Source organism: Bacteroides galacturonicus (assembly GCF_003096855.1).
In the GTDB taxonomy this organism is placed as follows: Bacteria; Bacillota; Clostridia; order Lachnospirales; family Lachnospiraceae; genus Lachnospira; species Lachnospira rogosae.
The window spans coordinates 179,525-194,022 of record NZ_QEOA01000006.1 but is presented as its reverse complement, the minus strand read 5'-3'; the positions used below and the strand labels follow the sequence as shown (position 1 = coordinate 194,022).

Below are 14,498 nucleotides of genomic sequence, written 5' to 3'. Positions count from 1 at the left end.
ATAAGCCCTCACCTGCAAGCAGTTCTGGTGAAAGATATTAATTTAGTAGTCAGAACCGGTACCCATCGTTAACAGGGCATGCCATATGTGTGGCAGTAGAGAGGTCGGATTTATCCGGCAAGCAAAGTGGTAACGCGGAAGTAATGTAATTTACCTTCGTCTTTGTACGATATCGTTAAGATATGTGCAGAGGCGAAGGTTTTTTGCATTATGGAATTAGTTATTTTTAATTTCCGTTTTTCTGCGTTCATTGTATTTGGCTAGTGAAATAGGCTGGGAATATTTATTTGCTCAGCTAATATTATATATAGGAGAGTGACATTATGAACACTTTAGTAATCGTTTTAATCGCGGCTGTTATATTATTTGGTGCCTATATGGTATATGGCCGTTGGTTAGCAAACAAGTGGGGTATAGACCCTAAGGCAGAAACACCTGCCGTAAAGTACAATGATGGAAAAGATTATGTTCCAACCAAAGGATGGACTGTATTTAGTCATCAGTTCTCATCAATCGCTGGTGCAGGTCCTGTAACAGGTGCTATTCAGGCAGCAGCATTTGGATGGTTACCAGTATTACTCTGGATTCTTATCGGTGGTGTATTCTTTGGTGCTGTAACAGACTTCGGTGCTTTATATGCCTCAGTTAAGAACGAAGGTAAGTCAATGGGTATGATCATTGAGAAATATATCGGTAAGTTTGGACGTAAGATTTTCTTACTTTTCTGCTGGTTATTTACACTTATCGTTATTGCAGCATTTGCTGATATGGTTGCAGGTACATTTAATGCATATACAGTAGTTGATGGAGCATCACAGTTAGCACCAGCAGCTTCAACTAATGGTTCTGCTGGTACAGTATCAATTATGTTTATGGTATTCGCAGTAGTATTTGGTCTTATCCAGAAGAAGTTTAATCTTTCAGGCTGGAAAGAAGCAGTAGTTGGTATTGCATTTATTGTTGCTTCATTTGTAATTGGTAACTTCTGTCCAATTATCTTAGGTAAGAATGCATGGAGCTATATCACATTCGTATATATCTTCTTTGCAGCAGTTATGCCAATGTGGCTTATGAAGCAGCCAAGAGATTATATGACAACATTTATGTTTATCGCTATGATAGTTGGAGCAGCACTTGGTCTTGTAGTTGCCCATCCATCTATGAACCTTCCTGTATACACAGGATTTAACAATGCAAAGCTTGGAACAATGTTCCCTATCCTTTTTGTAACAGTTGCCTGTGGTGCTGTTTCAGGTTTCCACAGCCTTGTTTCATCTGGTACATCTTCTAAGACAGTAGAGAATGAGAAGGATATGCTTAAGGTTGGTTATGGTGCTATGGTACTTGAAAGCTTACTTGCAGTTCTTGCTCTTTGTGTAGCAGGTGCAGCCGCAGCCGCTGATGGTACAGCAGCAACAGGTACTCCATTCCAGATATTCAGCCGTGGTGTAGCTGGTTTCTTTGAAATGTTTGGTGTTCCAGTACATTTCGCAACAGTATTTATGACAATGTGTGTATCAGCACTTGCCCTTACATCACTTGATGCAGTTGCACGTATCGGACGTATGAGCTTCCAGGAGCTTTTCAGCGTAGATGATATGGAACACGCAGAAGGCTGGAGAAAATTACTTTGCAATACATATTTCTCAACAATCGTAACACTTCTTTGTGGTTTCGTACTTACAAAGATTGGATATGCTAACATCTGGCCATTATTCGGTTCAGCTAACCAGTTATTAAGTGCACTTGTTCTTATAACACTCTGCGTATTCTTAAAGGTTACAGGACGCAGCAACAAGATGCTCTTCCCACCTCTTATCATTATGCTTTGTGTAACATTTACAGCACTTGTACAGAGACTTATCGCTATGGTTAAGGCTATCCAGAACGCAGCATCAGTTACAATCCCAGCAGGTACTACTACATGGGGGAAGGTGTTCATAGCAAATGGACTTCAGCTTATAATAGCAATTCTTCTTATCGTACTTGGTCTTATCATTGTAGTTAACTCAGCTAAGAGCTATGCAAAGAGTGAGAAGAACTCAGAGAAGGCAGCTTAAGCAGGTTGATGTGTTATAATGTAGATGTATTGGAAAGTGATAGATTTTAACTTCTGATTAATACATTATAATATAGAAGAAATAATTTAATTTAAAGAAAATTACTATAATTATAGAAGTGTTATAAATGAATATTATAGTTGAAATTTAATTAAAAATAGCTGGTATCTTATATAAGATGTGACAGTTTACAAAGTCAGGTTACAGATTGGACGATGTGGATAGTTACATTTATAAGATATCAGCTATTTTAAATTTATTTAATGATACCAAGGTTAAAAGGTCTAATATGAGCATAGTTCATAGTTCTTACAGTCATTTTATAATTTGTAAAATTTGATATTTGGTGTTAATATAGAATTCGGGTGCTGCCATAACGGTAGGCGGTTTAGTCTTGAACCTCTTCAGAAGGGAGGTGATAGACATGGTTACATATTCAGATTTATTTAACTATACTTTAGTTATTTGTGCGATAGTTTCTATATGCATTTCTGTGTATAAATCAAAAAAATAACCGCCCCAGTCTGGTCAACTAAGCGGTTATTTTTTAATCATTATTGAAAAGACTAAGCCGTCTATCGGTAGCATCTTTTATAATATTATATTACTCTATTTCTATTTTTATGTCAAATTATTACGTTAAATTCCCAGAATTAGAATTTCTTTTTATCTGTGTCGGTGTGATACCATAATGCTTCTTAAGCAGTGCACTAAGGTAGCTTGCATTAGATATGCCGACTTTGTTTGCAACCTCACTTATAGATATTTCCCCGATTTCTAAAAGAATCTTTGCGTGTTGTAATCGGACCGCTGTTATATATTCAGTATATGATGAACCAGTTACAGCTTTGAAAAGTCTTGAAAAATGTGATGGAGAAAGACAGGCAAAGTCTGCCACATTCTGCAGGCTGGCACCATATTCAAGATTATTTTCAGCATATATCATAGCCTTCTGAATTCTGTCATCGAATCTTTTCAGATATAAAGTATTGTTATCTGAGTCACTTGAAATGTGATGCTCATATACATAGAAGAATAGTTTATAAAACATTCCCTGAAGAAGCAGTTGTGAGTGGTCAGAATTTCGTTCGTATTCGTATAACATTTCATCACACATTTTTTGTATTTCATTCTGTGAAGCTTTGGTAAAATGTAGATAATTGCGACAAAGAATATCTAATTGAGTATGTCCGATTATTTTAATAATAGGTTCAAATACTTCTGTACGAACTTTTATTACATATCTGTCATAAGGAACATCCGATATAGGACAGTTCCTGTGATAAACCTCAAGCTTAGCAATCCCAAAATCGCCGGCGTGGCATACACGTATGTTATCAGTTGCAATCCATCTTCGATCACCTGATACCATATAACCGATGGTGTAGTGGTCATGTGCAGCCTGCATTGCTGGCATTGCGTAGCTTGCTTCTTTTATTTTGTGGTCTATATAAATATTTTCTCCGGGTTTAAGTGGAAGAGGCATAGTAATCTCCATTCTTGAGTGGTTTAACCAAGTTATAATTGACATAGCATAATTTTATAAATTATACGTCATAAAAGCAATGATATTTAATGAAAATAATAAAATTTTGTGCAAGAATAAGTTATAGTTAAATCATAATAAGAGGTGGATAACATATGAATCAGAAGTTTAATCTTAAAACAAATAATTTTATAAAAAATATGCTCAGGTATTCGTATCTGATAATTATGGCACTGCTTCTTAATGCTGTTGTGAATGAGATAATTGTGAGTGCCAATAAGATAATAAGTGTCAACATAGATTATATGCTGTCAGGCGAAGCTGTTGATATTAACAGTATTATTGTGAAGTTTACATATCTGACATTATCAGGCTTTGTACTTTCATTTGCTGGAAGCAGGCTTTCGCTTAAATATGCGGTAAGGGTTATTAATTCATACAGAAAACAGATAAGCAGCAAGTTATACCGGATAGATTATTCATATTATGATAATGCAGGTACAGCAACAATAATTAATAAGGTGAATTCTGATATAGCAGAAGCGGAAAACTTTTTGACAGAGCATTTTGCAACAATTATAACAAATATTACGGCAGCACTTATATATGCCAATTATGTGCGAAGGATAAATGTAGTGCTTTTTGTTGCAGTTGTTGTGAGTTATCCACTTGTAATATGGCTGTCAAATATTCTTGTGAAGAAAATGCGTGATGTGTCAAAAGTATATCGTTTAAAGGTTGATGCAATGCTTGGGATTGATCATGAAGCTATAATGGGGTATCAGATAATAAAAGCCTTTGGATTACAGAAGTATTTTGAAAACAGAATGCATAAGGCATCAGAGGAGCTTGTGGAAACAGAGCAGATAAGAACAGGTATAAGCAATACGGCGATAGTTATAAGAAGACTCATACAATGGATTCCTTCTATACTATGTGCATTTTTAAGCATATGGCTTGTAAGAAATGGACAGCTTACAGTTGGAGAACTTGTTGGTTTTGTCGTTATTCTTGAAAAGTTTGTTGAGTCGATTATAGGAATTCCTTTTGCCATAGTTGATGCTACAGGCTGTATGGTGTGTATAGGAAGGCTTGAAGGAATACTTTCGGCTAAAGATGAGCATTTTGGTGACAAGACAGAATCAGATATATCGCATAATAAGACCATTACAAGTAATGTTGAAAATGATATATCTGACAGGCATAGTTCAGATTATGCCATAGAATTTGACAATATAAAGTTTGCATATAAAGAGGGCGAAAATGTTCTTAATGATGTCAGCTTTAAGATTAAAAATGGCGAAAATATAGCAATAGTCGGAAGCTCAGGTGGTGGAAAGACTACTATTTTCAGACTGTTATGCGGCTTATATCATGCCAGTGCCGGAACATATAAGCTGTACGGAATGGATATTAATGAATGGAATATTGAAAGCGCAAGAGAGAATATGGCGCTTGTTTCACAGGATACATTTTTATTTCCAGGAACTATTGAGGAAAATATCAGGTATGGAAATACTAATGCAACTCACGATGAAGTTGTTAATGCATGTAAGGATGCAAGAATTCACGACTTCATAGAAGGACTTGCTGACGGATATGAAACTGTGATAAGTGAGGGTGGAAGCCAGCTTTCAGGTGGTCAGAGGCAGCGTATTGCTATAGCAAGGGCAATATTAAAAAATACGCCAATTCTGTTGTTAGATGAGCCTACATCTGCTATTGATGAGGGAACAGAGCAGCTTATACAGGATGCTCTTGACAGGTTGTGCAAAGGGAAAACTAGCATAACGATCGCACACAGATTGTCTACAATAAAAGATGCTGACAGAATAATTGTACTTCAGCATGGAAGGATAGTTGAGGCTGGAACTCATAAACAGTTGCTTGATATGGGAGGAGTATATGCAGGAATGTACGCAGAAGGATAATAATAAGAAGAATTCCGGAATATGGCAGTTATTCTTACGGACTATGAGAACTATGGGAAAAAGACGTTTTATGTATTATGGTTCCATATTAGGAATGAGCATAACATTTGCAATGTTTTCAGTTATGGAAGCATTTCTTATGAAGATAGTTGTTGACATAGCACAGAAAGGCGAGTGGGACAGGCTTATAAGTTCTGTTGTAATAATAGTCATAACAGGTGTGATAGTGTTGTTAGGATATAGATTTGCCTGCATAAGATATAACGTGGAAGCAAAGCGAATATATGGAAAGCTGTACGAACAGGTGTTAAGTCACGAAATGAAGCTGCCTTGTGAATATTATGAAAATCACCATAGTGGGGAAATGTTATCAAAAGTATCATTTGACCTTGGAAGAATGGGTGATATATTTGGTTCAAGATTCAGAAGAGTTGTTATGCCATTTATAATGGTAGTTGTATTCTTAGTGCCTATGTTTGCACTCAGCTGGCAGCTTACACTTTGTCTTGTGGCTGTAAATACAGTGCTGATAGGAGTTACGATGGTTCTAACTGGACCGCTTAAAAGCTTAAGTAAGAAAATGTCTGAGTCAAACAGCATAATGACAAAGCATATAACAGATCTTATTCAGGGAATTATACAGGTAAGGATGTTTCCGGCAGGAAGAAAAACAGTTGACAGATATAATGAAGAGGCAGATGTGTATGCTGTAAAGTCTGATAAAAGAAATATGTTTTCATCTTTGCTTGAATGTGCTAATACAGGCTTTGACCTTATATGTAATCTTGTTTTTTTGGCACTTGGAATATTATTCGTGCAGAAGGGCTATACAACACTTGGTGCTATTGCGGCGATATATACAATGTATGGACGTTTTTCAAGACAATTCCTGCAAATGGGAAAGTATATTCCGGAGCTTATTGCGTATCTGACATATGCACAGAATATATTTGATTTTCTTGATGAGGAAACAGAGGATAAAAGTAAAAAATTGAATAAATCGGACATTCTAAATCATAAAGATATAAATGAGGATGTTGTAATTAATGAAATAAACAACTTTTGCGGTCATAATACAATTTTAAATAATGCTGATTATTCAGTTAAGATAAGTGATTTAACATTTTCATATATAAAAGATGAAAATAATGCACCGATTGTAGTTCTTGATAATTATAATGAAAGAATAAAGTCAGGCGAGTTCGTGGCAGTTACAGGTGCTTCAGGTTCTGGAAAGACAACACTTTCTAAGCTTCTTATGGGATTTTATAAGCCGGACAGTGGAATGATTGAAGTGTGCGGCAATAATCTTGATGATATAAGTCTGGCGGCTGGCAGAAGCTTTTTTGCACTTGTTCCACAGGATGCAATACTTTTTAATATGAGTATAATGGATAATATAAGAATGGGAAGGCTTGATGCCACGGAAGCTGAGATTATTAAAGCTGCAAAGATGGCTAATGCTCACCAGTTTATAATAGAATTTACAGATGGTTATGACACAGTTGTTGGTGAAAAGGGGATGTCTGTATCAGGTGGTCAAAGACAGCGTATAGCCATAGCAAGGGCAATCCTTAAAAATGCTCCGATAATGCTTATGGATGAGGCAACCTCCGCACTTGATAATGAGTCGGAGCGTGCAGTAAACGAAACATTACAGAACTTAAAGGGTAGAATGACAATTATAATGATTGCGCACAGGACATCAACAATACAGATGGCAGACAGGGTTATAGGCTTGTAGATACCTTAATTTAAAGTATAGATTATTTGCTTTATAGAAATGCTTTGATATAATAATACATTATTAGTAATATAGCATATTATTGATATTGATATATTTTGTGATAATTAGAATATATTGATGAGATATATTTAATTTATAGGAAAGGGGCAGGATATGTTAAATATATATTATGGAGATATGGAAGAAGCTGTATATAATACAGCAGTATATTTTAAAAATACATATGAGGATAACTGGATAACAGAACCTATAGTCAGGGATATAATAAAAGATGTTGATAAATCAGAAGTTATTGACAGCAATCTTATAGAAAGTCCAGTGTTGGGTAAGATATCACCACTTGCGTTATCTGGTGGAACAAAAACCTTAATATTAATAATAAATGATAAAGAGAAAATATTTAATGCCTCAACCTGTGGTAATAATTGTGCAAAGTGGCTTCTAAAAATATCTGAAAATGAAGATGTAACTATTAATCTGAGGCATTTGATGGATTTCGGAGCTGGAAGGTTTAACATAAAAGTACTTAATACAGAAAAGATAGTTCACAATATGAGCGAATTATTAGATGAGGCTATGGCATATGTCTAGGGGGATATATGAAAGGAAAGTATAGAATAATAGTAGAAAATAAGAAAATAAGATATGATTTCGAGGTAAAACGTAATATTACAATAATAAAAGGTGATAGTGCAACCGGTAAGACAACACTGGCAGATATGATATCAGAGTATGAGGAAAATGGAGCTGATAGCGGAATAAGATTAGCATGCGACAGGGAATGTCATATTTTGCAGGGGCGATATTGGAAAGCTTTATTGGCAGAGATGAAGAATAGCATAATTTTTATAGATGAGGGAAATAAGTTCGTATCAAGTGTAGAGTTTGCAGAAGAAGTAAAAAAGTCAGACAATTATTTCGTTATAATAACAAGAGAGACACTTGAAACACTTCCATATAGTGTAGATGAGATATATGGCATAAGAAATTCCGGTAAATATGGAACATTAAAAAATGTATATAATGAAATGTATAAGATATATACAAATGTTAATGTAAATGAAAGCGTTAAAGTGGATTATATTATAACAGAAGACTCCAAGGCAGGATACCAGTTTTTCAAAGAAGTATATTCATCAGAACATTTACAGTGTATATCAGCAGATGGAAAATCGAATATATATAAGCATTTGAAAAAAGATAAAAATGTACTTGTAGTTGCAGATGGAGCTGCATTTGGTTCGGAAGTAGAAAAGATTGAATTATATGCCAGACAGGGTTATAAGTTTATAATTGACAATAGCAAGGAATAGTGTTATATTACTCCACCCTATCATCTTATTTCATCATCATTAAAATTATAAAAAGAAGATGATTATTGAGTACAAATCATATGAAATGTAACTCAATAAATATATGGGGATGAAAGGATCAGAGTGGTTTTATGACATTTTATCAGGAATTACAGTTAAGTTCTGCAGGCTCTAAACAGCTTATTAAGAACACAAAAGATGCTAAAGAGAAAAGAAAACATATATTAATATATAATTTCAAGGTTTACCTTGTTATGGTATTCTGTGTAGCAGTTGTTACAATATTCAGTAAGCTTCTAGGCAGTGCTAACAGTGTGGTAGGTGTTACAGTACTTCTTGCAGTGCTTGTGTTAAGACAGGCAGATTTTGGAATAAAGACATCACATGGACTTTTGTCAATTATGGGAATATATGCTATATTGATAGCAGGACCAAGGCTTAGTAATATGGTGCCACCATTTGCAGCATTTCTTATTAATATAGTATGTATAATGCTTCTTATGATAATGGGCTGTCATAATGTAATTATGTATAATCATTCGACATTTGTGCTTGGTTATCTGTTATTACAGGGGTATGACGTTACAGGACAGGACTATGTGTTAAGGGTTATCGGACTTCTTTGTGGTATGGTAATTTGTATGATTATCTTTTATAAGAACCAGAAGAACAGACCATATCGAAGAACATTCCAGGATTTATTCTATGAATTCAATATTAATTCGGCAAGAAACAGATGGTATATCAAGCTTACATTTATAGTATCAAGTGCAATGTTTGTCATGAACTTGCTTAATATTCCAAGAGCAATGTGGATAGGTATAGCGTGCATGTCAGTGTGCCTGCCATTTTCAAAGGATATAGAAGGACGGGCAGGCAAGAGAGGTGCATTTAACATTGTTGGATGTCTGATTTTTTCAATTATGTATATTGTGCTTCCAAAGTCGATGTATCCTTATATCGGTATGATAGGTGGAATAGGTGTCGGATATTCAGCAGGTTATTCGTGGCAGACAGTGTTTAATACATTTGGCGCACTTTCAATAGCGGCGGAATTGTTCGGACTTAAATATGCTGTTTTACTTAGAATAGGTGTAAATGTAGTAGGAGCGGCGTATACATTGTTATGTGACAGGTTGATAGATAAGATATATGCTGCCTGCACAGGCAGGAAAGTCGAAACAGCGTAACATACATAATTCAGATTGAGCTGTAACACATTGTTAATACTGGAGATGAGGTGTTATAATATAAGAATAACATCTCGTCGAAATACTACTTCATAAGATAAGGAGAGAGTACAATGTTATACATAATGAGGCACGGCAGGACTGATTGGAATGAGAGAAATAAACTGCAGGGGAGAACAGATATTCCACTCAATGCAGCTGGAAGAAAGATGGCGGAAGAGGCAGCAGCGGTTTATAAAAATGTGCCGCTTGATGTATGCTATTGTTCTCCATTGGCAAGAGCAAGACAGACGGCAGAGATATTTTTAAAAAACCGCAATATTCCGATTATAACAGATGACAGGCTTGTTGAGATGAGCTTTGGAATATATGAAGGAACAAAACAGTCAGCAAGGGCTTTAGATTGTCCGATTAATATATTATTTAAAGAACCAGAAAAGTATAAGGCAGTTGAAGGTGGGGAAAGCATTGAGAAGTTATTTGAAAGAACAGGTGACTTTCTTAGAAATGTAGTGGAACCACAGCTTGAGGATGGAAAGAATATTGTAATAATCGGACATGGTGCAATGAATTCAGGAATAATATGCCAGGTCAGGGGTTTAAGCACAGAACATTTTTGGGATGCAGGAATTAATCAGTGCGAATTACTGCAATTAAAGTAGTGTGTACACAAGGAGTGAATATACATTTGTACGAAGATGTTAAGAATATAATAAGTGAATTAAGAAGCAGACATACAGGTTATACGGATTTCCCAATGGAACTGAAAAGGCAGGTGTATTCAATTATATGTAAGCAGCTTGCGAGCAAAGATAACACTTATACTCAGACACAGCTTCTTGAATATCTGGGGCTTCCTAAGGACGTCTTTAAGGAGAAGTATTGGAATATGTATTCACCTGATATGAAGCTTAGACAGCAGGTTTACCATAATCTGCATATACCACTTAATTATGCTGAGGTTGAGTGTAATGAGATATACCGTGGAATGCTGCATTATATTATAAGTCAGGCAGACCAGAGGACGGATACATTTTTCGATATGTTCGGCAAAATGGGACTTGTTCCGCTGTTTTGTGCAAATGGATATTCTAACAGAATTGTTCTTTTAGCACGCAGGAATTATCACCAGCTTGTGCAGTTTCAGAATGCATTGAAAAAACCAGTTAAAGTATACAAGCACATCAAAGCATTTACTAAGACAATAGAAGTGATGGGTATCGAGAAGCAGAAGGAAGTGCTGATATCCAAGATTAACCAGTGGCTTGCACTGTTTAGTGTATATCAGGACTGGAGTGCAACAGGTTATGATGAATACACGCTTGCGGCAAGGTATTTTATGTGCAATTGTCTGCGGACTGAATACTGGCTTGATTCTAAGCTTGAGAAGACTTATTCATATAAAGACGGAAAGCTTGTTGTAGACGATATATCTTCATATCTTGATGATACGAAAATGTCCAGAAGCAGGATAAAGCAGTTATGTGGATTAAGCAAAGAGGATTTCTGCAAATTTGCTGATATGTATGTAAAGAAAATACATTTGCATCTTATAGAAGCTGATTATCTTAATATAGAAAGCATCTCCACAAGCATAGTTAAGCAGGGGCTTGATTTTCAATTTGACAGGCAGTTTCTTTATATAGATATGCCAAAATATATAAGGGAATATAAAAGATTTGAGTTTAGCGGTGCTCATATGATGGATATACTTAAGGTTCTTAAGACCTACCGTGGCAACTGGATTATGACTTGGAAGACTTATGTTGAGAACCAGAATGAGAATAGCCCTTATTACAGGCTTTCAAGCAAAGAAGCTGACTATGAGAATGATGTAACACTTGAAGTTATATATAGGGAAATGCTCAATATGCACAATGTTAAACCATTATATGTCTATGTATATCGTGATAAAGACAGAAACAGACCACAGAGCATAGCGTTTATAACGGATATAGATTGCAGTGAGGCAGACGACAGGGCATTTATGGACAAATACGATGTTGGGTTTCGTGATGGCGGACATATAAGGAAAATGACAATGCCTGAATTTATAGACAAATTTATAAGAAATTCCCATTGGAAAATGTTCTGATAGTGAATTTATGCGATGAAGAATTTTTTTGAAATTGCAGATACAGTAAAATAGCATATTTTAAAGATTAAAAAAAGCGGCTTGGAAAATCAGGCTGCTTTTTATTATGCTTCAATTGTCGATAGGAAAGAGAGTTCCTAAAGATAAGATAAAGGCTGTATAGCTGATAATCAATTTAAGTACCTGTTATAACAGGTAAGAATGGAGGATAGTGTGAAAAATAAGATTTTTCACACGCAGGATTTGTGCTTTGCACAAACTTGAGATGCGCTTAGAAGCAGCGCAAGAATGGAGGACATTATGGTAGTTAAATTAAACAATGGAGCAGTTAGAGAGATTAAAAAGGCAGAACCAATAGTTGAAAAAAGATTTACATTTAATGGAGATACACTGCGTATGGTAGCAAAGGCAAATAGCAGCAAAGAAGATATAACAGGTATTCTGTTTAAGTTAAAAGATGGCAGAGATGATGATATATCGGTATTTGCAGTAAATGAAGATGCTGTATTGGTCGGAAATCTTCAGTATAGTGAGGTGCAGAGAATTCTGGATATGCTTCTTACTAAAGGCTATGTAGATATTTCAGTGTATGACTATCAGCCAAAGACTTCTATTATTGCAGATACAGTATTTGATGAGGGAAAGTCCAAGCCTTATTGCCTTGACGGTTTTCAGGCAACAACCAATATGGTTATACCTGGCATAGGTAATAATTTCTGTCTGACAACGGCTGACGTATTCAACACTATGGGTCGTGTCTGTGGACCAGCTGCAGATAATAATACTGAGGAGTTGATAGGCGGAAAGCCATCACATTCAGGAGAATATGACGAGGATATGCAAGATGATTTATCAGATGATGAATGGAAGGATTTCTAAGAGAACACTCACTAAGATGATAAAGGCATATTATATGTGTGCACAGAATGGCGTTGTATACAAAGGTTACACAGAATGGACAGGCGATAAATTATCATATGTAAGAAAATATATCTTATGTAAATGTGCTGATAGAAGAATTGACAGTAAAAATATTGATGAAGGCTGCGGTACAGATGAACTTGATATTGTGTGGCTGAATGACGGTCTGTTACTAATAGCTGAAAAAGATGCAGTAGTGCAGGGCAGAACGCTTAACAGGGCATTTTACAGACTTCCAGTTAATAATGAAACAGATAAAAAATCAGCAGATGTTAAAAATACAGTTCACAATAAAATAAGTAATAAAGATTTGGAAAGTTTAAAGCCTGAGAGAATATTTGCAGGAAATCTTGTAGTACTAAAGATAGAAAGCACATCAGATGGCAGTAATGAACTTGTAGATATTATAGATGAGGACATAGAATTTATAGAAAGTGTGTTAAGACCAATAGAGCGTATATATGCCGGTGTTGTGTATCTAAAGAAGGAGAAAGATTTAGGACAGAAGAGCGTAGATTAAGGTACGAAGACAGAGTGCAGACAAAGCTTGGAAACAGAGCACGCTCCATTATTAAGGCAGAGTGTTACTGTACAAAAAAGTGAGAACAATCCACATATATAATCATATAGTAGAATTGTTCTCACTCTGTTTTAAAAAATTCATTGAAATCGCACTCAAATATTTTGGTAAGGGCGACAAGCATATCAACTGTAGGGTTGTTGTAGCCATTTTCTACTTTACTGAAAATGCCGGTTGTTACATTGACATTTTCAAGCTGGAGCTTGGCAATAACCTCAGTTGCTTTCAGTCCACGTTCCTTGCGGAGTCTTCTTATATTATTTCCAACAAGTGGATTTAAGTGCTGGTTAATTCGTTCTGACATATAGCTCCAATCCTCAGGTACTAAATATAGGTAAATAATGGTGGATTTATAAAATCCATATATTAATATGGCTGGAAATTTATTAACACACATTAAAAATTGTATCCAATAAGGAAGAAAAAAGTATCCAAAATAGAAGAAAATAGTATCCAAAATGGAAGTTATGTGCTATACTTAGCAAAAAGTACGTATTTTACAGGAGAAAATAAATGGCAATACAGGAAGTTATTAAATATGAAGGTGATAATGACATTCTTATATATAAGCATCCTGCGGAGGATTTTAATACATTATCACAGCTTATTGTACACGAGTCACAGGAAGCAGTTTTTTTCAGTGATGGACAGGCATTAGATAGTTTCAAGGCTGGACGTTACACATTGGAAACTAAGAATATTCCATTAATTTCAAAGCTTAGAAATCTTGTTACAGGTGGAGTATCTCCATTTCACACAGAAGTATACTTCATTAATCTTGCAACAATGATGGATATACCTTGGGGAACACCAAGCCAGGTTACAGTAAAAGACCCTAATTATGGCTATAGTTATAGTGCAGGAGCAAGCGGTTCATTTGGGCTTAAGATAATTGATGGACGAAAGCTTCTGATTAATCTTGTTGGAACAGAACAGGAAATGTCTACAGCAAATATCCAGAAATATTTTAAGGATTTGATAGTTACAAGGGTTAAGAATTGTATAGCAGTGGAACTTAGCAGGTACAGCTACAATGAATTTAACCAGCATTTGAATGATATTTCTGAAAATGTTGCTGGGCTTATAAGAGATGATATAGCAGAATATGGAATTTAAATTCTTAATTTTTTCTTATCAGCAGTTAATATTAATGAAGATGATTTAATTGAGTTAAA

General features: G+C 35.4%; 13 protein-coding genes and 1 other annotated feature (1 of these 14 cut by a window edge). Of the genes, 11 read left to right on the top strand and 2 right to left on the bottom strand.

Annotation, left to right across the window (positions count from 1 at the left end; all coding sequences use genetic code 11):
- Nucleotides 1-167 (top strand) — a binding site (T-box leader); it begins 85 nt to the left of the window's first position.
- Nucleotides 168-323: 156 nt separating this feature from the next.
- Nucleotides 324-2,060 (top strand): carbon starvation CstA family protein, encoded by a 1,737-nt coding sequence (locus tag C7390_RS09540; RefSeq protein ID WP_055173946.1) that lies wholly within the window; start codon nt 324-326, stop codon nt 2,058-2,060.
- Nucleotides 2,061-2,694: 634 nt separating this feature from the next.
- Here the strand turns inward: C7390_RS09540 and C7390_RS09535 are convergent.
- On the bottom strand, nt 2,695-3,546 hold the full coding sequence (locus C7390_RS09535) for a helix-turn-helix transcriptional regulator (protein WP_318295646.1): 852 nt from the start codon (nt 3,544-3,546) through the stop codon (nt 2,695-2,697).
- Nucleotides 3,547-3,701: 155 nt separating this feature from the next.
- On the opposite strand from C7390_RS09535, the gene C7390_RS09530 reads away from it, so the two are divergent.
- The 9 genes from C7390_RS09530 (at nt 3,702) to C7390_RS09490 (ending at nt 13,263) form a co-directional block, all read left to right on the top strand.
- Nucleotides 3,702-5,477 carry an ABC transporter ATP-binding protein gene (locus C7390_RS09530; RefSeq protein WP_116444088.1) on the top strand — a complete coding sequence of 592 codons (1,776 nt, stop codon included), beginning with the start codon at nt 3,702-3,704 and terminating at the stop codon, nt 5,475-5,477.
- Entirely contained in the window at nt 5,452-7,221 is a 1,770-nt protein-coding gene (locus C7390_RS09525; protein ID WP_055173949.1) for an ABC transporter ATP-binding protein, read from the top strand. Before C7390_RS09530 ends, C7390_RS09525 begins: the two co-directional genes overlap by 26 nt.
- Before the next feature lie 156 nt (nt 7,222-7,377).
- Nucleotides 7,378-7,815, top strand: a complete 438-nt coding sequence (locus C7390_RS09520) for a DUF4869 domain-containing protein (RefSeq protein ID WP_022501607.1) — start codon at nt 7,378-7,380, stop codon at nt 7,813-7,815.
- Between the two features lie 8 nt (nt 7,816-7,823).
- Complete coding sequence (locus C7390_RS09515; protein ID WP_116444087.1) at nt 7,824-8,537, top strand: translation initiation factor 2; 714 nt, start codon at nt 7,824-7,826, stop codon at nt 8,535-8,537.
- 131 nt (nt 8,538-8,668) lie between these two features.
- Nucleotides 8,669-9,727 (top strand): FUSC family protein, encoded by a 1,059-nt coding sequence (locus C7390_RS09510; RefSeq protein WP_022501605.1) that lies wholly within the window; start codon nt 8,669-8,671, stop codon nt 9,725-9,727.
- 113 nt (nt 9,728-9,840) lie between these two features.
- Nucleotides 9,841-10,389 (top strand): histidine phosphatase family protein, encoded by a 549-nt coding sequence (locus tag C7390_RS09505; protein WP_116444086.1) that lies wholly within the window; start codon nt 9,841-9,843, stop codon nt 10,387-10,389.
- A gap of 26 nt (nt 10,390-10,415) precedes the next feature.
- Complete coding sequence (locus tag C7390_RS09500) at nt 10,416-11,822, top strand: hypothetical protein (protein ID WP_022501603.1); 1,407 nt, start codon at nt 10,416-10,418, stop codon at nt 11,820-11,822.
- 300 nt (nt 11,823-12,122) lie between these two features.
- Nucleotides 12,123-12,701 carry a hypothetical protein gene (locus tag C7390_RS09495; protein WP_022501602.1) on the top strand — a complete coding sequence of 193 codons (579 nt, stop codon included), beginning with the start codon at nt 12,123-12,125 and terminating at the stop codon, nt 12,699-12,701.
- Entirely contained in the window at nt 12,667-13,263 is a 597-nt protein-coding gene (locus tag C7390_RS09490) for a hypothetical protein (protein WP_055173953.1), read from the top strand. Before C7390_RS09495 ends, C7390_RS09490 begins: the two co-directional genes overlap by 35 nt.
- A 121-nt stretch (nt 13,264-13,384) precedes the next feature.
- Here C7390_RS09490 and C7390_RS09485 read toward each other — a convergent pair whose 3' ends face one another.
- On the bottom strand, nt 13,385-13,627 hold the full coding sequence (locus C7390_RS09485; protein WP_022204188.1) for a helix-turn-helix domain-containing protein: 243 nt from the start codon (nt 13,625-13,627) through the stop codon (nt 13,385-13,387).
- A gap of 209 nt (nt 13,628-13,836) precedes the next feature.
- Between C7390_RS09485 and C7390_RS09480 the strand changes: the two genes are divergently transcribed.
- Complete coding sequence (locus C7390_RS09480; RefSeq protein WP_116444084.1) at nt 13,837-14,439, top strand: SPFH domain-containing protein; 603 nt, start codon at nt 13,837-13,839, stop codon at nt 14,437-14,439.
- Nucleotides 14,440-14,498 lie beyond the last annotated feature (59 nt).